The 25,846-nt window shown below is 71.4% G+C and carries 27 protein-coding genes; 15 read left to right on the top strand and 12 right to left on the bottom strand.

What is annotated here, in order from left to right:
- The first annotated feature begins 6 nt into the window (after positions 1–6).
- Entirely contained in the window at positions 7–1,170 is a 1,164-nt protein-coding gene (locus FHX53_RS06695) for an acyl-CoA dehydrogenase family protein (RefSeq protein WP_182490545.1), read from the top strand.
- A 62-nt stretch (positions 1,171–1,232) separates the two neighbouring features.
- Here the strand turns inward: FHX53_RS06695 and FHX53_RS06690 are convergent, their stop codons facing one another.
- The gene (locus FHX53_RS06690; protein WP_182490544.1) at positions 1,233–2,690 is read right to left on the bottom strand and encodes a glyceraldehyde-3-phosphate dehydrogenase; all 1,458 of its coding nucleotides are present in this window, start codon (positions 2,688–2,690) and stop codon (positions 1,233–1,235) included.
- Between the two features lie 234 nt (positions 2,691–2,924).
- Positions 2,925–3,920, bottom strand: a complete 996-nt coding sequence (locus FHX53_RS06685; protein ID WP_182490543.1) for a phosphoribosyltransferase family protein — start codon at positions 3,918–3,920, stop codon at positions 2,925–2,927.
- A gap of 99 nt (positions 3,921–4,019) precedes the next feature.
- On the opposite strand from FHX53_RS06685, the gene FHX53_RS06680 reads away from it, so the two are divergent.
- On the top strand, positions 4,020–4,472 hold the full coding sequence (locus FHX53_RS06680) for a YciI family protein (RefSeq protein ID WP_220476222.1): 453 nt from the start codon (positions 4,020–4,022) through the stop codon (positions 4,470–4,472).
- On the opposite strand, the gene rlmN is transcribed toward FHX53_RS06680, so the two are convergent.
- The 3 genes from rlmN to FHX53_RS06665 are packed head-to-tail and all read right to left on the bottom strand — an operon-like array spanning position 4,469 to position 6,599.
- Complete coding sequence (rlmN, locus tag FHX53_RS06675) at positions 4,469–5,713, bottom strand: dual-specificity RNA methyltransferase RlmN (RefSeq protein WP_182490542.1); 1,245 nt, start codon at positions 5,711–5,713, stop codon at positions 4,469–4,471. The genes FHX53_RS06680 and rlmN overlap by 4 nt on opposite strands.
- Positions 5,714–5,732: 19 nt before the next feature.
- Positions 5,733–6,227, bottom strand: a complete 495-nt coding sequence (locus FHX53_RS06670) for an SRPBCC family protein (RefSeq protein ID WP_182490541.1) — start codon at positions 6,225–6,227, stop codon at positions 5,733–5,735.
- Between the two features lie 39 nt (positions 6,228–6,266).
- Positions 6,267–6,599, bottom strand: a complete 333-nt coding sequence (locus tag FHX53_RS06665) for an ArsR/SmtB family transcription factor (RefSeq protein WP_182490540.1) — start codon at positions 6,597–6,599, stop codon at positions 6,267–6,269.
- A 99-nt stretch (positions 6,600–6,698) separates the two neighbouring features.
- Between FHX53_RS06665 and FHX53_RS06660 the strand changes: the two genes are divergently transcribed.
- The 3 genes from FHX53_RS06660 to FHX53_RS06650 are packed head-to-tail and all read left to right on the top strand — an operon-like array spanning position 6,699 to position 10,318.
- Positions 6,699–7,703, top strand: a complete 1,005-nt coding sequence (locus FHX53_RS06660) for a PfkB family carbohydrate kinase (RefSeq protein ID WP_182490539.1) — start codon at positions 6,699–6,701, stop codon at positions 7,701–7,703.
- A 3-nt stretch (positions 7,704–7,706) separates the two neighbouring features.
- Positions 7,707–8,495: a 5'/3'-nucleotidase SurE gene (gene surE, locus FHX53_RS06655; RefSeq protein ID WP_182490538.1), complete on the top strand. Its 789-nt coding sequence runs from the start codon at positions 7,707–7,709 to the stop codon at positions 8,493–8,495.
- 17 nt (positions 8,496–8,512) lie between these two features.
- On the top strand, positions 8,513–10,318 hold the full coding sequence (locus FHX53_RS06650; protein WP_182490537.1) for a DEAD/DEAH box helicase: 1,806 nt from the start codon (positions 8,513–8,515) through the stop codon (positions 10,316–10,318).
- Between the two features lie 468 nt (positions 10,319–10,786).
- Here FHX53_RS06650 and FHX53_RS06645 read toward each other — a convergent pair whose 3' ends face one another.
- Entirely contained in the window at positions 10,787–11,698 is a 912-nt protein-coding gene (locus tag FHX53_RS06645; protein WP_182490536.1) for an alpha/beta hydrolase, read from the bottom strand.
- Positions 11,698–12,063 carry a hypothetical protein gene (locus FHX53_RS06640; protein WP_182490535.1) on the bottom strand — a complete coding sequence of 122 codons (366 nt, stop codon included), beginning with the start codon at positions 12,061–12,063 and terminating at the stop codon, positions 11,698–11,700. The genes FHX53_RS06645 and FHX53_RS06640 overlap by 1 nt, the downstream gene beginning before the upstream one ends.
- Positions 12,064–12,213: 150 nt before the next feature.
- Here FHX53_RS06640 and FHX53_RS06635 point away from each other — a divergent pair, with 150 nt between their 5' ends.
- Positions 12,214–12,741: a helix-turn-helix domain-containing protein gene (locus FHX53_RS06635; RefSeq protein WP_182490534.1), complete on the top strand. Its 528-nt coding sequence runs from the start codon at positions 12,214–12,216 to the stop codon at positions 12,739–12,741.
- Positions 12,742–12,771: 30 nt separating this feature from the next.
- On the opposite strand, the gene argG is transcribed toward FHX53_RS06635, so the two are convergent.
- Positions 12,772–14,214, bottom strand: coding sequence for an argininosuccinate synthase (argG, locus tag FHX53_RS06630; RefSeq protein ID WP_182490533.1), 1,443 nt, complete (start codon positions 14,212–14,214; stop codon positions 12,772–12,774).
- 141 nt (positions 14,215–14,355) lie between these two features.
- Here argG and FHX53_RS06625 point away from each other — a divergent pair, with 141 nt between their 5' ends.
- Positions 14,356–14,514: an LPXTG cell wall anchor domain-containing protein gene (locus FHX53_RS06625; RefSeq protein WP_182490532.1), complete on the top strand. Its 159-nt coding sequence runs from the start codon at positions 14,356–14,358 to the stop codon at positions 14,512–14,514.
- Between the two features lie 36 nt (positions 14,515–14,550).
- Positions 14,551–15,147 (top strand): GNAT family N-acetyltransferase, encoded by a 597-nt coding sequence (locus tag FHX53_RS06620; RefSeq protein WP_182490531.1) that lies wholly within the window; start codon positions 14,551–14,553, stop codon positions 15,145–15,147.
- 24 nt (positions 15,148–15,171) lie between these two features.
- Here FHX53_RS06620 and FHX53_RS06615 read toward each other — a convergent pair whose 3' ends face one another.
- Both FHX53_RS06615 and FHX53_RS06610 read right to left on the bottom strand, forming a co-directional pair.
- Entirely contained in the window at positions 15,172–15,537 is a 366-nt protein-coding gene (locus tag FHX53_RS06615) for a VOC family protein (protein WP_246335504.1), read from the bottom strand.
- A gap of 174 nt (positions 15,538–15,711) precedes the next feature.
- Positions 15,712–17,277 (bottom strand): SPFH domain-containing protein, encoded by a 1,566-nt coding sequence (locus FHX53_RS06610; protein ID WP_182490530.1) that lies wholly within the window; start codon positions 17,275–17,277, stop codon positions 15,712–15,714.
- 185 nt (positions 17,278–17,462) lie between these two features.
- On the opposite strand from FHX53_RS06610, the gene FHX53_RS06605 reads away from it, so the two are divergent.
- From FHX53_RS06605 to FHX53_RS06575, 7 genes are all read left to right on the top strand, one after another.
- The gene (locus tag FHX53_RS06605) at positions 17,463–18,518 is read left to right on the top strand and encodes an NAD(P)-dependent alcohol dehydrogenase (protein ID WP_182490529.1); all 1,056 of its coding nucleotides are present in this window, start codon (positions 17,463–17,465) and stop codon (positions 18,516–18,518) included.
- Between the two features lie 65 nt (positions 18,519–18,583).
- Positions 18,584–19,591: a DMT family transporter gene (locus FHX53_RS06600; RefSeq protein WP_182490528.1), complete on the top strand. Its 1,008-nt coding sequence runs from the start codon at positions 18,584–18,586 to the stop codon at positions 19,589–19,591.
- A 108-nt stretch (positions 19,592–19,699) separates the two neighbouring features.
- A complete protein-coding gene (locus FHX53_RS06595; RefSeq protein WP_182490527.1) occupies positions 19,700–20,002 on the top strand; it encodes a metalloregulator ArsR/SmtB family transcription factor in 303 nt (100 codons plus the stop codon).
- A 13-nt stretch (positions 20,003–20,015) separates the two neighbouring features.
- Positions 20,016–20,171, top strand: coding sequence for a zinc transporter permease (locus FHX53_RS06590; protein ID WP_182490526.1), 156 nt, complete (start codon positions 20,016–20,018; stop codon positions 20,169–20,171).
- A gap of 125 nt (positions 20,172–20,296) precedes the next feature.
- The gene (locus FHX53_RS06585) at positions 20,297–21,439 is read left to right on the top strand and encodes an NAD(P)/FAD-dependent oxidoreductase (protein ID WP_343050874.1); all 1,143 of its coding nucleotides are present in this window, start codon (positions 20,297–20,299) and stop codon (positions 21,437–21,439) included.
- Positions 21,412–22,518 (top strand): bile acid:sodium symporter, encoded by a 1,107-nt coding sequence (locus FHX53_RS06580; RefSeq protein ID WP_182490525.1) that lies wholly within the window; start codon positions 21,412–21,414, stop codon positions 22,516–22,518. Before FHX53_RS06585 ends, FHX53_RS06580 begins: the two co-directional genes overlap by 28 nt.
- 441 nt (positions 22,519–22,959) lie before the next feature.
- Entirely contained in the window at positions 22,960–23,331 is a 372-nt protein-coding gene (locus FHX53_RS06575; protein WP_182490524.1) for a hypothetical protein, read from the top strand.
- Here the strand turns inward: FHX53_RS06575 and FHX53_RS06570 are convergent.
- Together FHX53_RS06570 and FHX53_RS06565 are read right to left on the bottom strand one after the other, a co-directional pair.
- A complete protein-coding gene (locus FHX53_RS06570; protein ID WP_246335503.1) occupies positions 23,289–24,806 on the bottom strand; it encodes a glycoside hydrolase family 130 protein in 1,518 nt (505 codons plus the stop codon). The genes FHX53_RS06575 and FHX53_RS06570 overlap by 43 nt on opposite strands.
- The gene (locus FHX53_RS06565; protein ID WP_182490523.1) at positions 24,803–25,840 is read right to left on the bottom strand and encodes a glycosyltransferase; all 1,038 of its coding nucleotides are present in this window, start codon (positions 25,838–25,840) and stop codon (positions 24,803–24,805) included. Before FHX53_RS06565 ends, FHX53_RS06570 begins: the two co-directional genes overlap by 4 nt.
- Positions 25,841–25,846: the final 6 nt, after the last annotated feature.

Here is a 25,846-nt window from a genome sequence, read left to right as displayed (position 1 = left end):
ACCGCCATGACCGATTCGCCCCTCGATCTCATCGGCTTCGACACGCTGCTCAGCGACGAAGAGCGTGCGACCCGCGATCGCGTGCGCGGCTACGTCGACGCCGAGTTGCGACCCCACATCGCCGAGTGGTTCGAGGCGGGCGTGTTCCCGACCGAGATCGTCAGACCGATGGGCGAGCTGGGGCTCCTCGGCATGCACCTGGAGGGCTACGGCTGCGCGGGGCGCTCGGCCGTCGAGTACGGACTCGCCGCGGCCGAGCTCGAGGCCGGCGACTCGGGGCTGCGCACCTTCGTCTCGGTGCAGGGCTCGCTCGCGATGACGGCGATCCACACCTTCGGGTCGGAGGAGCAGAAGCGGCAGTGGCTGCCGCGCATGGCACGCGGGGAGTCGATCGGATGCTTCGGCCTTACCGAGCCCGAGGCCGGCAGCGACCCCGCCTCGATGCGCACGCACGCGCGCCGCGACGGCGACGACTGGGTCATCACCGGGTCGAAGCGCTGGATCGGCCTCGCGTCGATCGCCGACATCGCCGTCATCTGGGCGCAGACCGACGGCGGCATCCGCGGCTTCCTCGTGCCGACCGACTCCGCGGGCTTCGTCGCGACGCCGATCGGGCAGAAGCTGTCGATGCGGGCATCCGTGCAGTGCGACATCGCGCTCGATGAGGTGCGCGTCCCCGCGAGCGCTCAGCTGCCGGGCGCGGAGGGCCTCCGCGGCCCGTTCACGTGCCTCAACCAGGCGCGCTACGGCATCGTCTGGGGCGTCATGGGCGCCGCGCTCGACAGCTACCGCGCCGCGCTCTCGTACGTGCAGAGGCGCGAGGTGTTCGGCAAGCCGATCGCGGCGTACCAGCTGACGCAGCAGAAGCTCGTCGACATGGCGCTCGAGATCGACAAGGGCTTCCTGCTCGCCCTGCAGCTCGGGCGTCTCAAGGACTCCGGGCTGCTGCAGCCCCACCAGATCTCGGTGGGGAAGCTCAACAACGCGCGTGTCGCGATCGACATCGCGCGCGAGGCCCGCACGATGCTCGGCGGCAACGGCGTGACGCTCGAGCACTCGCCGCTGCGGCACGCCAACAACCTCGAGTCGGTGCGCACCTATGAGGGCACCGACGAGGTGCACACGCTCGTGCTCGGCAGCGCGATCACGGGCATCCCCGCGTTCCGGTAGCCCCCGCCGTGCCGGGTGCGCGTCGCGACGCGTCAGGCGACGGATGCTGCGCTCGCGCCGCCCTACGCCCGAATCCGCGCGGGCACGACCCGCGGGTGCGACCCCGCCATCGTCTCGAGCACGCGGATGACCTGCGATGAGTACCCGAACTCGTTGTCGTACCAGACGTACACGATCACCGAGTCGCCCGTGCAGATCGTCGCGAGACCGTCGACGATGCCGGCGCGGTGGCTGCCGATGAAGTCGCTCGACACGATCTCGGGGCTCTCGATGTAGTCGATCTGCTGCCGCAGATCGGAGTGCAGCGACATCTGCCTGATGTGCTCGTTGACCTCCTCGCGCGTCGTGGGTCGCTCGAGCTGGAGGTTGAGGATCGCCATCGACACATCGGGCGTCGGGACGCGGATGGCGTTGCCGGTGAGCCTGCCGGCGAGCTCGGGCAGCGCCTTCGCGACGGCCTTGGCCGCCCCTGTCTCGGTGATGACCATGTTGAGCGCCGCCGAGCGGCCGCGACGGTCGCCCTTGTGGAAGTTGTCGATGAGGTTCTGGTCGTTCGTGTACGAGTGCACGGTCTCGACGTGACCGTGGCGGATCCCCCAGGCGTCCTCGATGACCTTGAGCACGGGCGTGACGGCATTGGTCGTGCACGATGCCGCGGTGACGATGAGGTCCTCCGCCGAGATCGTGTCGTGGTTGATGCCGTGCACGATGTTCTTGAGCGCACCCTTGCCCGGCGCCGTGAGCAGCACCTTCGCGACGCCGGTCGCCTGCAGGTGCAGAGACAGCCCCTCCTCGTCGCGCCAGCGGCCGGTGTTGTCGACGACGATCGCGTCGTGGATGCCGTGGGCGGTGTAGTCGACGCTCGTCGGCGAATCGGAGTAGATGACCTGGATGAGCGTGCCGTTGGCGAGGATCGTCTCGTTCTCGACGTCGACCGAGATCGTGCCCTCGAACGGCCCGTGCACCGAGTCGCGACGCAGCAGGCTCGCGCGCTTGATGAGATCGTTCTCGCCGCCGCGGCGGACGACGATCGCCCGCAGGCGCAGGCCTCCCCCGTTGCCGGCGTGAGAGATGAGGATGCGGGCGAGCAGACGCCCGATGCGCCCGAACCCGTAGAGCACGACATCGGTGCCCTCCTGCGCGCCGTCGTCGGCCGCGTCTGCGCACACGAGGTCGAGCGCGTCCCGCACGTACTCCACGAGCGAGCGCTCGTCTCCCGCCTCGGCGTAGCCGGAGATGAGCCGCGCGATGTCGAGCGACGCCGGGCGCGGCCCGATCTCCAGCAGCGCGTCGAGCACGCGCTCGGTGTCGGCGAGCGCGAGGGGCGCGCCCGTGACGTGCTCGGCGTACTTGTGCGCCTTGAGCACGCCGATCGCCGACTGGTTGATGAGTCGACGCCCATGGATGCCCGTCACGACCCCGTGCTCCCGATACAGCCGCCCGATCCGGGGGATCAGCTGCTCGGCGAGGGCCTCTCGGGCCTTCCAGGCTTCACGGTGGGCGGTGACGACGTCGGTCATGAGGATTCACTCCTTGCGGCGTGCGCGGGTCATCGCGCCGCTCGCGGCTCGTTCAGGGGGTCGAGCCGATCGTAGCGATCGACGGATGCCCGCCTGCGAAGAACGGGCCGGGCCTCCATCGCAAGATTGCCGCTTCTTGCTTCCCGCGAAAATCGTTCGATCGTCACCGGCGCGAGGCGTTGAGCGCCGGAGCGCCGCGCGCCCCGCCGCGACCGCGAGCGCTCCCGCGAGCACTCATGGCCCGATCGCGACGACGAGGACGATCGCGAGGTCGGCGAGCACCATGAGCCAGAACAGCGCCGCGAGCGTCACGAGGCGGGAGCGGCGCGAGCGCACGGCGTAGCGGACGATGATCATGGCGAGCATCAGCACCGCAGTGGCCAGCGCGCCGAGGAGGGCGAGCGGGGCGTCGAGTCGCCACCAGAGCGCGATGAGCATGCCGACGACGAGCACGGACGTCACGGCGGCCGCTGCGACCCACACGGTGCCCTCGCTCGTCGTGAGCGACGCCTGGTTGCGCATGAGGGTCGGGTCGACCTCCCAGGGGTCGGGCTCCTCGCGGCGCTGCTCGCTCATGGCCTCACGCCACTCCGAGGCCGCCGACGGGCCGGCCTCATCGAGCGCTCTCAGCACGTCCGCGTCATCGACCTGATCGAAGCAGGCGTAGAACTGCCCGACCGCGAAGAAGGCAGCCGCGCGCACGGGGCACACGACCTCATCCGCCTCGGGAACCCGATCGGCGACGTCGGCCGGGGCGCAGGGAACGGCGAGCACCACGCGGGCCGCACCGCGAGCGCGGGCGGAGAGGCAGGCGGCGCGCGCCGTCGCGCCGGTCGCGAGCCCGTCGTCGACGACCACGGCCTCCCGCCCCGTCAGATCCAGGGGCGGACGGCCTCGTCGGTAGCGCTCGACGCGTCGGGCGAGCTCGGCGCGCTCGGCGCTCTCGACGGCGGCGATGTCGGCATCGGAGACCGCGAGCAGGCGGATCGTGGAGGCGTCGAGCACGCGCACCCCGCCCTCGGCGATCGCGCCCATCGCGTACTCGGGCTGGTCGGGGGATCCGAGCTTGCGGACCACGACCAGGTCGAGCGGGGCGCCGAGGGCGCGCGCAACGACCGCCGCTACGGGGACTCCGCCTCGGGGCAGCGCGAGGACCACGGGGCGATCGAGGCGGATTCGGAGCAGCTCGTCGGCCAGCTCGGCGCCCGCGTCGAGGCGGTCACGGAACACGGGGGCGCCTGTCGATCATGCCGGAGTCCTTCCGCGCGGGCCGCCTACGCTACTCCCGAGTGCCGCGCCCCGCGACGCCGAATCCGCGAAGGAGCCGCCATGCCCCAGTTCATGCTCATCATGCGCTCGACCGACGAGGCGCTCGCGGCCTCGAAGGAGGTCGACTTCGAGGAGATCATCACCGCGATGGGACGGTTCAACGAATCGCTGATGGAGGCGGGGGTCATGACCGGCGGCGCAGGGCTGGCCGACGCCTCCCAGGGCGCCGTGGTGCGGTTCGGAGAGAGCGGCGCGGCCTCCGAGGCCGTGCTCGGCGCCTACGGCGAGACCCCCGCGCTCCTCAACGGCTACTGGACGATCGAGACCGACTCGCTCGAGGACGCCGTGGAGTGGGCGAAGAGGTGCCCGCTCGGGCCGGGCAACTCGATCGAGGTGCGGCGCATCACCGACGAGAGCGACTTCGCGGACTACGCCGACAACGAATACATCCAGAAGGAGGAGGGCTGGGCGGAGGAGCTCGCCGAGAAGCGGGCCAGGCGCGAGCTGCCCTAGGCGTCGGCCGCCGCGAGCTGCCCGCAGGCTCCGTCGATCTCCTTGCCGCGCGTGTCGCGCAGCGTCGTCGGGATGCCCGCCGCATTGAGACGACGGACGAACTCGTTCTGCACGTCGCGGTCGGAGGCCGTCCAGATCGAGCCGGGGGTCGGATTGAGCGGGATGGGGTTCACGTGGACCCAGCCGCGACCGCGCTCGAGCAGCTTGTCCGCGAGCAGATCGGCGCGCCAGGCGTGGTCGTTCATGTCCTTGATGAGCGCGTACTCGATCGAGACGCGGCGACCGGTCTTGTCGAAGTACTGTCGGGCCGCGTCGAGCGCCTCGTCGACCTTCCAGCGCGAGTTGACGGGGATGAGCTCGTCGCGCAGGATGTCATCCGGCGCGTGGAGGCTCAGCGCGAACGTCACCGGGATCTTCTCGTCGGCGAGCTTCCTGATGGCCGGCACGAGGCCCACGGTCGAGACGGTGATGTTGCGCGCGCTCATCCCGAGCCCGTCGGGCTGGGGCGCGACCATAGTGCGCACGGCGCTCATGAGCCGCGCGTAGTTCGCGAGGGGCTCGCCCATGCCCATGAAGACGATGTTGCCGACGCGGTCGGGGGTCTCGTCGCCCTTCTTGCGCCCGCCGAGCCCGCCCTCGGCGAGTACCCGGTTCGCGGCGACGACCTGATCGACGATCTCGGCGGCGGACATGTTGCGCGTGAGCCCTGCCTGCCCGGTCGCGCAGAAGGGGCAGTTCATGCCGCAGCCGGCCTGCGAGCTCACGCACAGTGTGACGCGCCCCGGGTAGCGCATGAGCACGCTCTCGACGAGAGCGCCGTCGTGCAGCTTCCAGAGGAACTTGATCGTGTCGCCGTTGTCGGTCGTGAGTCGGCGCACCTCGGTCAGCAGCGGCGGGAGGAGCTCGGCGACGAGCTCAGCGCGGCCCGCGGCCGGGAGGTCGGTCATCGCCGCGGGGTCGGCTGTGTAATGCGTGAAGTAGTGGGTCGAGAGCTGCTTCGCGCGGAACGCCGGGAGCCCGCGCTCGCGCACCGCCGCGATGCGGCCATCGACGTCAAGATCAGCCCAGTGCACGGGCGGATTGCCGCGCTTGGGCGAGGCGAACTGCAGGAGGGGGCGCCCCTCCTCGTCGAGCTTCTGCTGCCAGCCCTCGGTCGTCGGCCGCACCTGCGGTCGAGCATCCGCCACCGGTCGCGGGTCGCCCGCCGTGCCGTTGTTGCGGATTCCGCGCTCTATCGCCATGCCTCCAGGGTACGGGGGTCTAGGCGAGGAGCTCGTCGATCTGGTTCATCGCCGCCGTCATCCCCTCGACCATGCCCATGCTCGTGATCCTCTCGAGATCATCGTTCGAGTCGAAGACCGTGCGCACGCTCATGAGCGTGACGGCACCTCCGCTGCCGCCGGACGGCTCGATCTCCACGGCCATGCGCATGCTCGGCATCGCATCGGTCGGCTCGCCGTCGTCTCCCGAGAAGCCGTCGATGAGCTCGATGCGCCGCGGCTCGTCGATCGCGGTGAAGCGGAACCATGCCGCGCTCGACGCCCCCGCGGGGCCGGACATCGAGTACCGGGCCTCGCCGCCCGGCTCGAACTCGTAGCGCGGGAAGCTCGCCGGCCAGCCGGGAGGGCCCCACCAGCGCTCGAGCTGCCGCGGGTCGGCCCACAGCTGCCAGACCCTCTCGGGCGTCGCGATGAACTCCGCCGTGACGACGAGGGTGAGCGCCTCGCGGTCGATCTCGGTTCCGATGACGGGCATGGCCCGCTCCTTCCTGTCGGTGGTTCCGGTGCTCGCCGCTCAGCCGTCGGCGAGCAGGTCGTCGATCGCGGCGACGCGGAGCCGCCATAGAGCTTCGTACTGCTCCAGCAGGCCTCGCGCGGCGGCGAGGGCGTCGGGGTCGGCGGTCACGAGCTGCTCCCTCCCCCTGCGGGTCTTGACGACGAGCGACGCGCGCTCGAGCACGGCGACGTGCTTCTGCACGGCCGCGAAGCTCATCTCGTAGCGCGAGGCGAGCGCGGTGACCGAGTGCTCGCCGGTGAGCGCGCGAGCGAGGATGTCGCGACGCGTGGCATCGGCGAGCGCCTGGAACAGGCGATCGACCTCGTCGGGAGAGAGAGTTTCTACAACCATTTGGTTGCACGTTAGCCGCGGCTCCTTCTCCTGTCAACGGGGTGCGCCGGCCGACGGCGCCCCCGGCTAGCCTGGGCCCGTCACGACTGAGGAGGGCCGATGTCCCGCACCCCCCGACCGCAGCGCGAGACCGGCGACGAGCCGCCGAGCGGGCGCGTCGTCGTCTTCGCCCCTGCGCCCCTGCTCACCATCACGATCGAGGCCGGTCGCCGCAACGGCGACGTCCACGTGCACGCGGGCGGGCAGGGCATATGGCAGGCGCGGATGCTCGCTGCGCTCGGCGCGGACGTCACCATCTGCGCCTCCTTCGGCGGAGAGACGGGCCGGGTGACGCGCACCCTCCTGCTCGACGAGGGGTTCCGCGTGGTCGGGGTGGAGCGCGAGGACGGCAATGCCGCGTACGTGCACGACCGGCGCGACGGCGACCGCAGCCCGATTGTCGAGACCGACGACCCGCCGCTCTCGCGCCACGAGCTCGACGAGCTGTACGCGATCGCGATCCGCGAGTCGATGGCGGCCGACGTCGTGCTCCTCAGCGGACCGGCAGGAGACGATGTCCTTCCGGCCGACACCTACCGGCGCCTCGCGGCCGATCTGGAGGCCTTCGGCTGCCTCGTGATCGCCGACCTCGCCGGCGAGCGGCTCGTGAGCGCGCTCGAGGGAGGCCTCGACGTCGTCAAGACGAGCCACGAGGAGCTCGCCGAGGACGGCCGGATCGACGAGGACGAGAAGGACGACGAGAACGCGATCATCCGCGCGATTCACCGGCTGAACGACGAGGGCGCGGCGACCGTGATCGTCTCGCGGGCGAGCGACGGCGTGCTCGCGCTCGTCGACGGCACCGTCCTGCGCGTCACGACCCCCGACATGAAGGTCGTCGACACCAAGGGCGCGGGCGACTCGCTGACCGCGGGCGTCGCGGCGACCCTCGCCGGCGACGCCGGCGACGCGCGGCGCGCCATCGTCGTCGGAGCGGCCGCGGGCGCGCTCAACGTCACGCGGCACGGCCTCGGGACGGGCGAGGCGAGCACGATCCTCGCCTTCGCCGAGCACGTCGATGTGACCGAGCTCAACGCGGCGCCCGCCGACGAGAGAGAGGACTGACGAATGCGCGTGCTCGTCACCAACGACGACGGAATCGACTCCCCCGGGCTGCACGCCCTCGCACGCGTCGCGATCGCGGCGGGCCACGATGTCGTGATCGCCGCACCGGATGAAGAGGCGAGCGGCAGCAGCGCATCCATCACGGCGCACGATGCCTACGCAGTGACCGCGGCGGGCGGTCGCGGACGCATCCGCGTGCGGGAGGAGACGTTCCCGGGGCTGGACGCGCCGGCGCACCGCGTCTACGCCGCGCCCGCGCTCATCGCCCTCCTCGCCGCGCACGGCTCGTTCGGCCCCGCGCCCGAGATCGTGCTCTCCGGCATCAACCGCGGCGCCAACGTCGGCCACGCCATCCTGCACTCGGGCACGGTGGGCGCCGCACTCACCGGCGGACTCAACGACGGGCGTGGCCTCGCCGTCTCCCTCGCCGTCGCGAACGCGGAGGAGCACCCGCACTGGGAGACCGCGGCAGCGATCGTCGCGCGCGTGCTCCCCCTCATCGCCGATCAGCCGATCGGCACCGTCCTCAACGTCAACGTCCCCAACGTCGACGCCGGCGGCGCCGCCGCGCTCGCGCTGCTCGAGGCCCCGCTCGCGCGGTTCGGAATCGTCCACACGACCGTCACCGAGTCCGACGACGGGCACATCGATCTCGCCATCGCCGACCCCTCCGCGCGGTTCGACACCGGCACCGATGCCGCGCTGCTCGCGGGCGGCGCCGCGACGATCACGAGCATCCGTCCGGTCGTCGAGGCGGAGCGCCGCGTGCTCGCGCCCGCCGCGACGCTCTGAGGGCATACCGTTGAGGCATGACCTCAGCTGATTCGACCACCGCGACCGAGGCCGACAGCGCGCCCCCGAGCATCCCCTTCTCGTCGCTGGGTCTCAGCGACGCCGTCATGATGGCTCTCGACGACGTCGGGTACGAGACCCCGTCGGCGATCCAGGCCGCGACGATCCCCCCGCTGCTGCAGGGGCGCGACGTCGTCGGTCTCGCCCAGACCGGCACGGGCAAGACCGCGGCGTTCGCGCTGCCGATCCTCTCCCGCCTCGACCTCGCGCAGAAGACGCCGCAGGCGCTCGTGCTCGCCCCCACGCGCGAGCTCGCCCTGCAGGTGTGCGAGGCGTTCGAGAAGTACGCCTCGCACCTGCGCGGAGTGCACGTTCTGCCCGTCTACGGCGGCCAGGGCTACGGCGTGCAGCTCTCGGCGCTGCGCCGCGGCGTCCACGTCGTCGTCGGAACCCCCGGCCGCATCATGGACCACCTCGAGAAGGGAACGCTCGACCTCACCGAGCTGAAGTACCTCGTGCTCGACGAGGCCGACGAGATGCTCAAGATGGGCTTCGCGGAGGACGTCGAAACGATCCTCGCCGACACCCCCGTCGACAAGCAGGTCGCCCTGTTCTCGGCGACGATGCCCGCCTCGATCCGTCGCATCTCGCAGCAGTACCTCCGCGACCCGGAGGAGATCACGGTCAAGACGAAGACCACGACCTCCTCGACGATCTCGCAGCGCTACCTCGTCGTGTCGTACCAGCAGAAGGTCGACGCCCTCACGCGCATCCTCGAGGTCGAGAACTTCGAGGGCATGATCGTGTTCGTCCGCACCAAGAACGAGACCGAGACGCTCGCCGAGAAGCTGCGCGCCCGCGGCTACTCGGCGCAGGCGATCAACGGCGACGTCGCGCAAGTGCAGCGCGAGCGCACCGTCGAGCAGCTGAAGTCGGGCAAGCTCGACATCCTCGTCGCGACCGACGTCGCCGCGCGCGGACTCGACGTCGAGCGAATCAGCCACGTCGTCAACTTCGACATCCCCGTCGACACCGAGTCGTACGTGCACCGCATCGGCCGCACGGGTCGCGCCGGGCGCTCGGGCGCCGCAATCAGCTTCATCACCCCGCGCGAGCGCCGCCTGCTCGACGCGATCGAGCGCGCGACGCGTCAGCCGCTCACCCAGATGCAGCTCCCGAGCGTCGACGACGTCAACGCGACGCGCCTCGCGCGCTTCGACGACGCCATCACGACGGCGCTGTCGGATGCTGCACTCATGGGAGTGTTCCGCGACATCATCGCCCACTACGTCGAGCACCACGACGTGCCCGAGGCCGACGTCGCGGCCGCGCTCGCGGTCGTCGCGCAGGGAGGTTCGCCGCTCCTGCTGACGGAGGAGGACATCCGGCCGCCGAAGTTCTCGCGAGACGCGGATGCGCGCGGCGCGTCTGCGGGGTCCGGCACCGGCGGCGGCGCGGGCACCGACCGCGGCGAGCGACGCCCGCGACGCGAAGGCGGCCCGGCCCTCGCCCCGTACCGCATCGAGGTCGGCAAGCGTCACCGCGTCGAGCCGCGCCAGATCGTCGGCGCCCTCGCCAACGAGGGCGGGCTGTCGCGCGACGACTTCGGAGCGATCAAGATCATGCCCGACTTCTCGGTCGTCGAGCTGCCCGCCGAGCTGCCGCTGGCGACGCTGCGCAAGCTCGAGTCGACGCGCATCAGCGGACGGCTCATCGAGCTCAAGCCGGATCGGGGCCCGCGCCGCGGAGCCTCGCGCGACGAGCGCGGGGGCGCGCGCGGCGGCGACCGCGACGAGCGCCCGGCGCGCAAGCCGCGCCACTGAGGTCGGCGGCCCGCGAGACGCGGCGCTGCTCCGGCGTGCGCCGATCGCCCGCCGCCCAAGCCCCGTCACTGGCGCAAGCAGCGTCGCGGAACTCCGCCGCGTCACTCAGGCGTGCTCGGCGGTAGCAGATCTGGTCTATCGGTCACTCGCTGCAGCGACCTCCGGGCCTCGGCGCAGCAACTGACCGATAGACGCGCTCTGCGACTGCGAGCGCGCGTCGTCGAGCGAGTTGCCCACCCGAGCCCGCGCTCGCGCTTGCGCTTGCGCCGAGCCCGCGCCCGCGCCCGCGCCGGGCGTGCACGTACTCCGGAGATTCGTGCCGCTGCTCACCGCGATCCCTGATACGACGCGGCCGGCGAGCCAGAGCTCCGGAGTTGGTGCACAGTGGCGCCGACGTGCCGGCGCCGCCCAGCCGCAGGGCGCGGCGCGACGCGGCGGGACGCGGCGCGGCCAGCACCGAGCCAGGCTCTATCGCGGAGCCGCTTCACTGACCTCGTTCCACCATGCGGCGATGAGGGCCACGACGCGCTCGTCGATCGGGCGCCGGGCATCCGCTCGATAGGTGCGCAGCGTCGGCCGAGACTGCGCGCGCAGGATGTGGCTGACTCCATCGAGCGCGACCGTGTGCGTCGAACCACCGGCGCGCGAGCGGATGACGTCGAGGTCCTCCGGAGGCGACTGCAGGTCGAGCGTTCCGGTGATGGCGAGAAGTGGACCATCGAAGGCGTCGACATCGGCGCGCGGGTCGTACGCCATGAACTCGCGGAACCAGCGCGCGTTCACGCGGGCTCCGCCGATGCGCTCGACGTCTCCCGTCGTGCGCAGCAGGCGCTGCCGATTCTTCTCGGTCTGCTGCTCGACGTCGGTGCGCAGCAGGCGCAGCAGTCCGCGGACGATGCCAGGAACGTCGGCCGCGACCGCTCGCGACTGCCAGCGCAGCACCTCGAGGCCCGAGCGGGCCGAGCCGCTCAGCATGACGACTCCGGCGACGGCGGGCCGGCGCGCGGCGACCCGTGCCGCGACGAAAGCCCCCTCGCTGTGGCCGATGACGATGACGGGCAGCTTCCCGCCGAGCTGCTCGTCGACGATGCCGAGCGCGTCGTCGAGGAGGTCGTCGAACCCCGTCGCGAGGAACTCCCCCTCCGACGCGCCGACGCCCCGCTTATCCCATCGCACGCTCTCGATGCCGCGCTCGGCGAGCCCCTGGGCGAGCTGTCGCTGGATGCCCAGGCCGAGGCCGCGCGCATCGCCGTCGCGGTCGATCGGTCCGCTGCCGGGAAGCAGCACGGCGACGGCGCTCGGTGCCTCGACGCGTCGCCGCGCCCCGACGAGCCGGACGGCGCCGTCGTGCTCGAAGAGCTGCTCGACCGACGACGTCATCACGAGCCCTCCCCCGCGAGCGCAGCCCGGAGTGCGGTCGCGCGCTCGGCGGCATCGGGCGTCGACAGCACGACCCTGCGCACAGGACCGCCGGTCGCCGTGATCGACAGCGCCGGACCTCGCCCGCGAACGACAGCGACGGTCGCTCCCTGACGCCGTCGCCAGGTGCCGATCTTGCGGGCGCCAGGGATGCCCAGCCCCGGAGCTCGAATGCCCGTGACCGAGTCCAGCCCATCGGGCACGACCGCGATCTCGGCGACGTCGGCCGCGCGAATCCTGGCGTCGCCTCGCAGCGCGAGCACGCGGTCGAGCAGCCCCAGTCGCAGCGTCAGTCCGGTTCGGTCGGCGTGGATGGTGGTCGGCATGCGCCCTCCTCGAGGCTCGTCTCCCGCGCGAACGCTGGGGTGCGCACGTCATCGCGGGGCGGTTGATGCACAGATATTATCAAGACTGATAACATTCCAGCAAATGATACAGTTGGCCGCATTCGCCCTCCGCCCGTAGGGAAGGAACCCGTGGCCACCTCGACTCTGCTGCTGCATCCCGTGCGCCTCCGCATCGTGCAGTCGATGCTCGGTCACGCCCAGACCACGACGCGCGAGCTCGCCGAACGCCTCGGCGACGTCGCCCCTGCCACCCTCTACCGACATGTCGCGGCGCTCGTCGATGGCGGCGTGATCGAGGTCGTCTCCGAGACGCGCGTGCGAGGAGCGAGCGAGCGCTCCCTGCGACTGAACCTCTCGCGCGCGAGCGTCGACCCCGACGACGAAGCGCTCGTCGACGACGAGCGCGTGCGCGCCGGCTTCCTCGCATACCTGGCCTCGCTCGCCTCTGCCTTCGACGACTACCTGGCCGCACCTCGATCGACTCTCGAGGCCGACCTCGTCGGGTTCCGCCAGGTCGCCGTGTTCGCCACCGACGACGAGTGGCGCGAGGTCGCGGCGACGATCCGGGATGCTCTGCTCCCGCTCATCGAGCGCTCCGAGCGGCCCGAGGGCGCGCGACGCCGCATCCTCGGAACGGTCAGCCTCCCCGTCGACTGAAGCAACGGGACGACGAACGCGTACCGCGACCTAGTCGGTGCCGGAGTCGAAGGCCGAGGCCTCGTTCGCGGCGTCGACCGCGTGGGCGAGCGCCGCATCCGCCGCTGACAACTGCGCCGCCGACTCGGTGACCTCGTCCGCGTGACCGGCGGTGATGCGGCCCACGAGCTGCGCGGTGGCTCCGCCGATTATGCCCTGCGCCGCATACTGCTCGAGACGGGCGCGCGAGTCGGCGATGTCGAGGTTGCGCATCGTGAGCTGGCCGATGCGGTCGGTGGGGCCGAAGGCGGCGTCTCCGACGCGCTCCATCGAGAGCTTCTCGGGCGAGTACGACAGGCCCGGGCCCGAGGTGTCGAGGATCGTGTAGTCCTCTCCGCGACGCAGTCGCAGCGTCACCTCGCCGGTCACGGCCGACCCCACCCACTTCTGGATGCTCTCGCGCAGCATGAGCGACTGCGGGTCCAGCCACCGGCCCTCGTACATGAGGCGGCCGAGGCGGCGGCCCTCGGCGTGGTAGTTCGCGACCGTGTCCTCGTTGTGGATGCCGTTCAGCAGCCGCTCGTAGGCGATGTGCAGCAGCGCCATGCCCGGAGCCTCGTAGATGCCGCGGCTCTTGGCCTCGATGATGCGGTTCTCGATCTGGTCGCTCATGCCGAGCCCGTGGCGCCCGCCGATGCGGTTCGCTTCGAGCACGAGCTCGACCGCGTCGGCGAACTCGCGGCCGTTGATCGCGGTCGGGCGTCCTTCGACGAACGCGATGCGGACATCCTCGGTCTGGATCTCGACCGAGGAATCCCAGAAGCGCACGCCCATGATCGGCTCGACGGTCTCGAGCGAGACGTTCAGGTGCTCGAGCGTCTTCGCCTCGTGGGTGGCGCCCCAGATGTTGGCATCGGTCGAGTAGGCCTTCTCGGCCGAGTCTCGGTACGGGAAGCCGTGCGCGATGAGCCACTCGCTCATCTCCTTGCGGCCGCCGAGCTCGGTGACGAAGTCGGCGTCGAGCCACGGCTTGTAGATGCGCAGGCGCGGGTTCGCGAGCAGGCCGTAGCGGTAGAACCGCTCGATGTCGTTGCCCTTGTATGTGCTGCCGTCGCCCCAGATCTCGACGCCGTCGTCCTTCATGGCGCGCACGAGCAGGGTGCCAGTGACGGCGCGGCCGAGCGGCGTGGTGTTGAAGTACGCCTTTCCGCCGCTGCGGATGTGGAAGGCACCGCACGCGAGGGCGACGAGGCCCTCCTCGACGAGCGCGGCCTTCGCGTCGACGAGGCGGCTGATCTCGGCGCCGTACTCCTTGGCGCGGCCGGGCACGGCCTCGACGTCGGGCTCGTCGGGCTGGCCGAGGTCACCGGTGTATGTGCAGGGGATGGCACCCTTGTCGCGCATCCACGCGACTGCCACGGAGGTGTCGAGACCTCCGGAGAACGCGATGCCGACTCGCTCGCCGACGGGCAGGGACGTCAAGACCTTGGACACGATCCCCGAGTCTATCGGCGGCAGGGCGCGGCCCGGCGACGCCGGGCGACGCGACGAGGCGGCGGATGGCGCGGGCCCGCCTGAGAGCCGCCGGTGGACGCCTCTGGCGGCGCGCCGCACCTGTGGGCTAGGGTCCGTCGAATGACTACCCTCATCATCGTCCTCCTCGTCCTCTGGGCGGTCTTCGCCGTCGTCGGCTTCGTCGTGGAGGGCCTGCTCTGGCTCGCCTTCATCGGCCTGATCCTGCTCGCCGCGACCGCCGCGTGGGGCTGGATCAAGCGCCGCACGAACCGCAGCTGACGCGCTCGGTCCCCGACCGCTGAGTACGCTCGGCGCATGACCGACGCGCTTCGCATCGCCCCGGCGAACGAGGCGAGCTGGGACGAGCTGCAGCTCATCCTCACCGGCACCGCCGGCCGCTGCCAGTGCACGCGCCATCGCCTGGGCGACCACGACTGGTACGCCGCGCCGGTCGAGCAGCGCGCGGCGATCCTGCGCGATGCGACCGGCTGCGACGACCCGCGGGCCACGCGCACGGTCGGCCTCGTCGCCTGGGTCGACGACGATCCGGCAGGCTGGGTCGCAGTGGATGCCCGCCCCGCCTACCGCCGCCTGCGCAACTCCCCCGTCCCGTGGGCCGGGCGCCACGAGGACAAGGACGACGACGGCGTCTGGGCGATCGCGTGCCTCGTGGTGCGCCGCGGGTTCCGGCACCAGGGACTGACGTACCCGCTAGTCGCGGCCGCCGCCGCGCACGCTCGCGCGCAGGGGGCGCGCGCAATCGAGGGCTACCCGATGATCACCGGCGGCGCTGAGGCCACGTGGGACGAGCTGAGCGTCGGACCGGTGGGCCCGTTCGTCGAGGCGGGCTTCACCGAGGTCGCGCGGCCGACGAAGCGGCGCCGCGTCATGCGACTCGACTTCGACGCCTGAGCGGCACCTCGCCCGCCCGCATAGTCAGCCCGCGGCGGCCGCCTCGAGCTCGGCGATCACGATGCGCTCCATCCGCATCATCGCCTGCATGACCCGCTGCGCCGCCTGCGGGTCCGGCTGCTGAAGCAGCTCCGCCCAGCGCCCGGGCACGACCTGCCACGCGACGCCGAAGCGGTCGCGGAGCCAGCCGCAGCGGCCCGGCGCTCCCCCGTCTGCGGTGAGCGCCTCCCACATCCGGTCGATCTCCTCCTGCGACTCGGCCTCGATCTGCAGCGAGAGCGCATCGGTGAAGCCCGGTTGGTCGGCGGGGCGGCCTTTGAGGGCGAGCATCCGTTGCCCCTGCAGCTCGAAGTCGACGCTCACCGGCGGATGTCCGGGCGTCCCGTCCATGCGCCCCGTGATGCGAGAGGCGGGCATGACATCGACGTAGAACTCGACGGCCTTAGGCCGCCTCCGACTCGAACCACAGGCACGGCACGACGCTCATGGTGCGCGACGATACGCCCGGCGGGCTCCGCGGGCAATGGGCGGGATGCTCGAGTCGCGCCCGAGCATCCCGCTCGTCTACTCGGCCGTGGTCGTCGAGCCGCTCGCCCGCTTGCCGCGCGAGCCCGAGCCGCGCGAGCCCGTGCCCGCGAGGGCGGCGCCGATCGCCTCGCCCGCGGCCTCGCCGGAGGCGCGGCCCTGGATGATCTCGGCGATGTCTATGCCGACGAGCTCCCTGATGAGCTTCGTCGAGGTCGCGAGCTGGCCCGCGACCGAGTCGCCGACCTGGCCGGCTCCCTTGCCGTCGCTCGAGATCACCGTCATCGACGAGATCGCCGAGAGCGGCTCGGAGGCCGCGCGCACGATCGCCGGGAGCTGGTCGATGATGCGCTGGCGCAGGAGCGCTTCGGCGCGCTCGGCGAGAGCCTCGGCCTGCGCACGGGTCGAGTCGGCCTCGGCTGTTCCCTTGAGCCGGATGGCGCCGGCCTCGGCCTCGCCCTCGGCGGCGAGCGCTTCGGCTGCGGCGATGCGGCGGTTCTTCTCCGCGATGCCCTCGGACTCGACGGCCTCCGCCGCGCTGCGGCGGCGATTGCGCTCAGCCACGCCCTCGGACTCGATGGCCTCGGCGGCCGCACGGCGGGCATCCCTGTCGGCGCCGGCGCTCGCGACGGCCGCCGCGGCGGCCGCGCTCGCCTCCTTCTCGAGGGCGTACGCCTGCGCGTCGGCGACGGCGCGCACCTCGGCGTCGAGCTCCTGCTTGCGCAGGCCGACGCGCTTGGCGGCCGTGACCTCCTGCTGCGCGACGACCTCCTGCTGGGCGATCGCCTCGGCGAGCGGCTTCGCGGCGGAGGCCTCGGCCCGCGCCTTGTCGGTCTCCTTCTGGATCTCGGCGTTGCGCAGGTCGAGCTTGCGCTGCTGCTCGGCGATCGCCTGGGCCGCGGCGATGCGGGCCTCCTCGGACGCCTGCTGCGCGATCGCCTCGGCGACCTCGGCGACCTGCTTCACGCGCGCCGCCTCGGCGCGGCCGAGGTCGCGGATGTAGTTGTTGTCGTCGTCGATCTCCTTGATCTGCAGCGTGTCGATCTGCAGTCCCTGGATGTCGAGCGCCTCGCGCACGGCCTCGAGCACCTGCTCCTGCAGGGCCGAGCGGTTGGTGATGATCTCGGTCACGGTGAGTTGGCCGACGATCGAGCGCACCGAGCCGCTCAGCACCTCCTCGGTCGACGACTCGATCTGGTCCTGCTGGTTCAGGAAGCGCTGCGCGGCGGCGCGGACCATGGTCTCGCTGCCGCCGACCTTGACGACGGCTACGGCGTTGACCTTGATCGTGATCGCGTCCTTCGTCTGCGCGGTCGCCTGCACGTTGAGCTGGCGACTGCGGAGGCTGAGCTTGAAGTAGGCCTCGATGACCGGCTTCACGAAGACCCGCGACCCGAAGACGACCTTCTGGCCGACGTTGTCGAACTCGTTGTTCTGGGGGCGCTCGGCCGTCGCCTTCTGACGGGAGGTGACGATGATCGCCTCGTCGGGCTTCGCGACCTTGATGCCGCGCAGGAGGACGATCGCGACGACGATCAGGATCAGGACGACGGCACCGATGCCGATCGTGGTGGACAGGGCTTCGCTGGAGAGAGCTGGGGGCATGGCGCCAGTATGGCCGAGCACCGACCGGAATCCGAGGATCCGTCCGCTCCGCGCGGCGCGCGTCGAGCATCCACGCTTCGCCCGGCGTCCAGCGTTCCTGATCGCGCCCTGGAAGCGGGACTTCCGGCCCTGACCGGGACGGAACCACGGGCGTACCGTGGCGCGAAAGTCCGAAGGAGATCAGCATGCGCGCCGTCCAATTCAGCCAGTGGAAGACCTTCCCGACGATCGAGGAGATCGAGAGGCCCGCTCCCGGGCCGGGTGAGGTGCTGCTCAAGGTCGCCGGTGCCGGCGCGTGCCACAGCGACGTCGCGATCTTCGAGGACTTCGGGCCCGAGATGCCCGCCGCGGGCCTGCTGAAGCCGACGTACACGCTCGGGCACGAGAACTCCGGCTGGATCGAGGAGGTCGGCGAGGGCGTGACCGGCATCGAGAAGGGCGCCGCCTACCTCGTCTACGGGCCCATCGGCTGCGGCAACTGCGACATGTGCTCGCGGGGGCAGGACACGTACTGCCGCAACGTCGGCAGCAAGCCGTACCTCGCGATGGGACTCGGCCGCGACGGCGGGATGGCCGAGTACCTCGTCGCCCCGGCGCGCAACCTCGTCGCGCTCGGAGACGCCGACCCCGTGGCAGCCGCGCCCCTGAGCGACGCGGGACTCACGCCGTACCACGCGATCAAGAGTTCAATGCACAAGCTCTCTGGCGGCGGCAAGACCGCCCTCGTGATCGGCCTGGGCGGCCTCGGCCAGCTCGCCGTCCAGATGCTCATCGCCATGACCGGTGCCACGGTCATCGCCACCGACCAGAAGACCGACGCCATGGAGCGCGCCGCCGCTCGCGGGGCGACGACCGTGCCGGGCGGCGACGGACAGGCCGCGGCGATCCGCGAGCTCACGGGAGGTCGCGGCGTCGACGCCGTGTTCGACTTTGTCGGCGTCGCCCCGACCGTGAAGCTCGCGATGGACACGGTGGCCGTCCTCGGCCGGGTCACGATCGTCGGCATCGCGGGCGGCGCGTACGAGTGGAGCTTCTTCGGCGTGCCGTACGAGGCCGAGCTGCTGAGCACTTACTGGGGCACGATCGAGGACCTGCACGACGTCGTCGCCCTCTACCGCGCCGGTCAGATCGAGCCCGAGGTCGAGATTTACCGCCTCGACGACGCGCTCGAGGCGTACCGAAAGCTCGCCGCCGGTGAGCTCTCGGCGCGCGCCGTCGTGGCGCCGCACGGCCGCGACTGATCCACGCCGCAGGGCCGCCGATCCGCGTGAACGGAGCGAGGCCCGCGGCGGGCCAGAATGAGCACATGACCCGCCGCGGCCTCATCCTCTTCGCCTCGCTCGGCATCATCTGGGGCGTGCCCTACCTGTTCATCAAGATCGCGATCGCCGAGCTCACCCCGGAGTTCCTCGTCCTCGCCCGCTGCGCGCTCGCCGCCGCGCTGCTCCTTCCGATCGCCGCGCGTCACCGCGCCATCCGCCCCGTGCTGCGCCGCTGGAAGCCGCTCCTCGCCTTCACCCTGTTCGAGATCGTGCTCGCCTGGTATTTCATCAACGCCGCCGAGCAGACGCTGCCGAGCTCGACGGTCGGGCTACTGCTGGCCAGCATCCCCCTCGTCTCGATCGTCGTCGCCTTTGTCTTGGGGCGCCGCGATCGGCTGACGGCGATCAACGGAGTCGGCGTCGTCCTCGGGATGCTCGGCGTCGCCGCGATCGTCGGACTCGACGTCGGCGGCTCCGACCTCGGCGCCGTGGCGCAGCTCGCCGTGGCCGTCGTCGGCTACGCGATCGGCCCGGCGATCCTCGCGCGTCACCTGCACGACCTACCCGGTGTCGGCGTCATCGCCGTCGCGCTCGGCATCAGCGGCCTCGTCTACCTGCCGATCGTCGCGCTCACCGGCGGATGGCCGACGTCGATGCCGTCGACCATGACGATCGTCTCGGTCGTCGTCCTCGCTGTGCTGTGCAGCGCGGTCGCCTTCCTGCTGATGTTCGCGCTCGTCGCCGAGGTCGGGCCGATCCGGATGTCGGCCATCACCTACGTCAACCCGGCCGTCGCGGTGCTCGCAGGCGCGCTCTTCCTCGGCGAGGCGGTCAGCATCTGGACGCTCGTCGGCTTCGTCACGATCATCGCCGGCTGCGCGCTCGTCACTCGGCCCGACCCGCGCGCGGGCTCGCGCGCCCCGCAGCCCGAGCCCGCGATAGCGGGGGCGGATGCTGATGCCGGGGCCGCCCTCGAGACCCAGCCGGAGCATCCGTCGCTCGATGACGTGCTCGACGAGCCGATGCCGCCCACCGAGCCGATCGTCCGCTAAGCCGATCGGGCCCGCCGCGCGAGCCGACATGCGCGGGCGCGCGACGGAGAACGATTCTCAATAGATAAACAGATTGTAATATGTTTATGAATCGGGCACCCTGGGAGGGTGTCCGATCCCGCGAGCCGCACGAGCGCGGCACGACTGTTCCGCGCGCTCGGCAGCGAGGCGCGGCTGAGACTCATCGAAACCCTCGCGGGCGAGCCGCTCACCGTCTCCGCCCTGACGACTGCGACTGGGATGTCGCAGCCGCTCGTGTCGCAGCACCTCGCGACGCTCCGCGAGATCGGAGCAGTCACGGTGACCCGCCACGGACGCGAGGCGATCTACGAGATCGCCGACGCGCACATCGCCCACATCGTCACCGACGCGCTCCAGCACGTCGATGAGGAGAGAACCGATCGAGTGTGAGAGGAGGAAGAGGATGACCGACCACGACACCAAGGCTGAGCACACCGTCGACGAGCACGAGCACGGCACGGCGTGCGGCCACGAGGCCGTCTCGCACGACGACCACGTCGACTATGTGCACGACGGCCACAAGCACGCGCAGCACCAGGACCACTACGACGAGCACTGAGTCGCCGCGACTGATCGATCCACGGCACCGCTGACCGCGCTTGCGCGGGAGCAGTGCCGTCGGTCGTCGCAGACCCGCGCCACGGGCGCGTCCGTTAGGCTATTGAGAACACTTATCAATAAGCCGTGATCGGACGACACATGCAGCGCACTCCCACCCCCGGCAGCACTCTCGACGCCCTCGTGGTCGGAGCCGGCCCCGCCGGAGTCGGAACTGCGATTGCTCTCGGCGCCGTCGACGACCTCCTGTTCGGCGTCGTGGAGCGCGGCGACATCGGGCAGACCTTCCACGACTGGCCCACCCACCAGCGGTTCCTCACGCCGTCGTTCACCGGCAACGGCTTCGGCGCGACCGACCTCAACTCGGTGCACTTCGCGACATCTCCCGCATACACGCTCGGCGTCGACTATCCGACCGGGGCGCAGTACGCCCGCTACCTCACCACCGTCGCCCGGCACTTCCGGGTTCCCGTCATGACCGGGACCGAGGTGACGGGAGTCGACCGCGACGACGAGGTCTTCGTCGTGCGCACGTCCCGCGGCCCCGTCCGCGCTCGCACGCTCGTCTGGGCCACGGGCGAGTACTCGCGGCCCAGACTGCCCAAGGCCGTCGGCAGCGGACTGCTCGACCACTCGTCGACCGAGGCCGCCTGGGCGCTTCGCGAGGGGCGCGTGATCGTCGTCGGCGGCAACGAGTCGGGGATGGAGCTCGCCTGCCACCACGTCGAAAGGGGCAGCGACGTGCTCGTCCTCGACCCCGACACCCCGTGGGATTCCGGACGCGGCTCCGACCCCTCCCAGCGGCTGTCGCCTCGCACGCGCATCCGCCTCGCCGAGGCCACCGCCACGGGCCGGCTCGAGCTCTCAGACCGCCCGGTCCGCCGCCTCCGCACCACGGCAGGGTCCATCGTCCTGTCGCTCGACGACGGGTCGACCGAGAGCACGCCGTCGAGGCCGATCGCGGCGACCGGCTACTCCCCCGCGATCGACCCCGTCGGATCCCTCTTCGCGCTTCGCCCCGACGGGCTTCCCGAGCTCACCGAGGACGACGAGTCGACGATCACTCCCGGGCTGTTTCTCGCCGGGCCCTCCGTGCGCCACCAGTCGCTCGTGTTCTGCTTCGTCTACAAGTTCCGGCAGCGATTCGCCCACGTTGCCGGCGTGATCGCCGAGCGGACCGGTCACGACCGCTCGCCGCTCGAGGAGTGGCGCGAGAACGGAATGCTCACCGACGATCTGTCGTGCTGCGGAATCGAGTGCGCATGCTGACGGCGGAGACGTCACCGCGCTCCGCCTCCGCGGAGTCCCGCCGCCCCGTCGCCGTGCTCGTCGTCGCCGCGATGGTGATCGGGGGGCTCTCGGCTGCCGGCGCGCCCGCCGCCGCCGAGACGCTCGCCTCGTTCGTCGACCCGATCATCATCGCGCTGCTGGTCCTCCTGCTCGTCGACCTCCAGCTTCCGTCGATGAGCCGCCGTGAGCGTCCGAGTCCGCGACCGATCGCGCGGACGTGCGGCGCCCCGATCGGCACGGTGCGTCTCGCTGCGCTCGTCCTCGGCGTGAACTTCCTCATCACCCCGCTCGTCGCCCTCGCTCTCGCGGCGGCGCTCCCGGCCGAGAGCGGCGTCCGCCTCGGAGTGCTGCTCTTCTGCCTGTTCCCGTGCACCGACTGGTTCCTGGGGTTCACGAGAACAGCGGGGGGCGATGTGCGCACCGGCGCTGTGCTGATCCCGATCAGCCTCGCGCTGCAGCTGACGCTCTTCCCCGTCTACCTGACCGTCCTCGCGAGCTGGCTCGTGACCACCGACGCGTCCGCGAGCCCCGGCGATCCGCTGCTCGCGATCGCCGAGTGGTTCCTGCTGCCGCTCGCCCTCGCGGCGATCGCCCGAGCCCTGCTGCGCATCGCGGTCGCCCCCGAGGCCCGCGCGAGCATTCGCTCCCGGGTGGGACAGAGCATCCCCTTCGTCATCGCCGCGCTCATCGCCTGCCTGTTCGCCGGGAACATCGCGACGGTGCAGACGCAATGGGTGCTCCTCGGAATCGTCGCGGTCGTCGTCGCGGCGTTCTTCCTCGTGATGGGCGCGATCGGCGAAGCCCTATCACGGGGGCTGGGCCTCGATCGAGGGCAGCGCTCGCTGCTGCTGATCGCGACGAGCGCGCGCAACGCGCCGCTCGTGCTCGCGCTGACTGCGGTCGCGGTGCCCGGCGAGCCGCTCGTGCTGACCGTCATCGTCATCGGGATGCTCGTCGAGCTCACCCACCTCACCGCCCTCTCGACGTGGCTGGACCGGCGGCGCGGCGCGCCCGCCCCGTCCGCCCCAGTCGTGTCGCCGACGGGCGCTCCTCGGTGACCGCTCGAGCTCCCGTCGACGACTACGAGGCGATCGGCGAGCTGCACGACCTTTTCATGGCCGACCGCTGGGCCCGCTTTCGACCGGCGCTCACCGCCGCGTTCGGCGACCTGCCCGCGACCGCGCACGTCGTCGACATCGGTGCCGGCTCGGAGCTCGGCACGCGCGCGCTCGCCGCTGCGACGCGGGCGCGCATCACTGCGATCGAGCCATCGCGAACGATGCGCGCGCAGCTTCTCGCGCGCGTCGACGACGACGCGGGGCTCCGCGAGCGCGTCACGGTGATGCCGGGGCACGGCGAGCGACAGCCTCGCCGACACCCCCGAGATCGACGGCTTCCTCGCGGCGCACATGATGGGTCACCTGGACCAGAGCGCCCGACGAGAGTTCTTCGACGCCCTCGGATCGCGTCTTCGCCCCCGGGGCGTCGGTATGCTCACGATGCCCGCTGCCGAGCCGCCGATCGAGAGTGCGCCCTCCGAGAGCGTCGAGCGAACCCGCATCGGCCGGCTCACCTACACCGCCCGCCATCGCGACCCCGGCGACGGCAACTTCGTGAGCGACTACGAGGTGCGGTGCGGCGAGCGGGTCGTGCAGCGCCTGTCGATGACCTGCCGATGGCGGATGCCCACTCGCGAGCAGCTCGAGAGCGAGCTCGCCGACGCAGGACTGACGCTCACCCTGCTGCCGTCGTCCGGGGTCGGGGTGGTGATGCGCCGCCGGTCGGCGTCGAGCGGCACCCCCTGCCCGCTTAAGAGCGGCCTGCGTTTCTACCGCATCGACGCGAGCAGTTCGTCGACCTCGATCGAGTAGACGCCGATCCGCGCGTCGCCGATGCCGATCGGCACCCACAGGACGCCGTCGACGATCGTGCCGCCGCAGGAGTAGATGACATTCGGCACGTACCCGGCATGCCACTCGGGGCCTGGCGACATCAGCGGCGTCGCGGTGCTCGCGATCACGGCAGCAGGGTCGTCCAGGTCGAGCAGTAGAGCGCCGAGCGAGTAGACGCGCATCGGGCCGACGCCGTGCACGAGGACGAGCCATCCGTCGGGGGTCTCGATCGGCGATCCGCAGTTGCCGCTCTGGATGACCTCCCATCCGTGCACGGGGGTGTGCACGGGGCCGACGATCCACCAGTCGAGCCCGTCCGGCGACTCGGCCAGTGACAGGCTCTCGCCGCCCGTGCGGCTGAGTGCCAGCTGCCGGCCACCGACCGCGCGCGGGAACAGCGCCATGCCCTTGTTGTGCGCGGCGTCGCCGGTGAACCGGTGAATGGTGAACTCGCGCAGGTCGGGCGAGGTGATCAGGCGCGGAGCGATACGGTGCCCGTCGTAGGCGGTGTAGGTCGCCCGATACTCGGTCGCGCCGTCGGCGCCGGCGACCTTCACGAAGCGAGCGTCCTCCATCCCGTGATGCTCCTCGACCGAGACCGGCATGAGGATTCGCTGACAGAGCGCTGAATCGGCCGGAAACCGCGCCTCGTACGCCGAGCTCACGAGCTGGCGGAGCCCGTCGAGACGACGATGGTTCTCGGGCCTCATGGTGAGCTCGTGCGGCAGGCCGACGATCGCCGCCTCGAGATCGGTGGAGGTGAAGGATGAGGGCAGCACGCTCAGCAGCGCGCTCGCGATCTCGTCGAGGCCCTCACCGTGCTCGACGGCCGAGCGGAGGTGCGCGAGGGTCCATCGGCCCTCCGCGATCGTCGCCCGCACCAGAGGGCGCGCGCGCTCCTCGAAGCGCCACTCGCGCCCGGGCCCCACAATCGCCTCGGCGAAGCCGATCGACGATATGTGCCCCTCGCCGATCGCGCGCACGCTCACCGCGAGCCGCACCTGGCCCGATTCGAGTCCGCTCTGGTCGGGGTGCTCCACGGCGCTCGGGTTGCACAGAGCGGCACCCTCGACAGCGAACTCGGCGGTGAAGCTCGCACCGAGCACGTGTCGACGGGCCACGCTCAGTACGCTCCCGTCGTCGAGGTGCGAGCCGATGACGTCGGCGTGGTGCGCGAGCACGGTGGTGAGATCGGCGTCGTGGGCGGCGAAGTCTCCGTCGATCTCACGGGCGATCCGCTCCACGTCCCTCTCGTCGAGTAGCAGGACGCGCTCAACGACTTCGGCGGCGCGCGATCGCGACCCGCCCATCTCCTCCCCCGGCACGAACAGCTGCGCGGTCACTCGGGAGGGGTCCGCGCGCAGAGCGGCGTCGTGGATGCGCCCGGGCTCGGGACGGTCCGGGGTCCGGCGGGCGGGAATCCGGTCGGCGGGCATTCGGTCGTCGGTCGTCATGTGAGCACCACCTCGTCGAGTCGCGCTGCCTGCTGGTGCACAGTGAGCGCGGCCAACGTGGATTCCGCCCCGCGGTTCTCATTGCGTCCGTCGGGCTCGAGACCGTCGTAGCCCGCGCCCGTGACGGCGTCGACCATCGGCGTTCCCGCGTCGTTGTCGCCCGCGAACCAGCGCCGGGCGAGGGCCACGGTCTCGAGCCAGGCCGGGTCGCCGGTCACCGCGAACGCCCGTGCGCAGGCGTCGGCGAGCGCCGCCACCTCGACGGGCTGCTGGTCGAACTGCATCGCGAGCTGGCCGCGCGCCCGACCCGTCGTGCCGGTCACCGACAACCGGCCATCCCGCGTCTCGACCGAGACCAGGAAGGCGAGCAGGCGCAGCCCGCGCGCGATCGTGGCCGGCCGACCGAGCGCGGTGCCGGCCGCGATGAGAGCCTCGGGGATCGCGGCGTTCGCGTACCGGAGGGTCGGCTCGGGCCACGGCCAGTCGGCGTGCGCTCCGGGCGGGATCCCGTCGTCGACGCGCTCGAGCAGATCTCGGGCCGCGGCGTTCCCCTGGTCCACCAGGAGAAGCTCGGCGGCGCCCAGGGCGGCGAAGACGGTGGGGCGCAGGTCGTGCGTCCGCCGGTCTCGCGTCCGCTGCGCGAGCGCCGTCGCGACACCGGTCGAGGCGCGGATGCGCGTAGCGAGGTCGGCGCTGTGCGCGGAGGCGACGCCGAACGCCCACACCGCGCGTCCCCACCAGTCGGCGGAGCCGCTCGGGTCGCTCCACGCGCCGTCGACGCCGCGGCGGTTGCGCACGACGCCGTCGGGCGTCATCGACTCCTCCAGGAACCGCAGGTAGGTTTCGGTCAGCAGGGCCACCTCGGGGGGAGCATCCGCGTCGTCGGAGGCCTCGCGCACCATCGCGACGAGCGCGCGGGCGACGTCGTCGACGCAGTAGCCGTGCTCGCGCCGCGGCACGTCTAACCGGGCGTGCTCGAACAGCCCGACGTCATCGGTGAGGGCAATCAGGTGGGTGAGGGTGCTCGGCGCCATGGTCGG

The organism is Microcella alkalica, assembly GCF_014137945.1.
GTDB lineage: Bacteria > Actinomycetota > Actinomycetes > Actinomycetales > Microbacteriaceae > Microcella > Microcella alkalica.
This window is presented reverse-complemented; position numbering and strand designations above follow the sequence as displayed.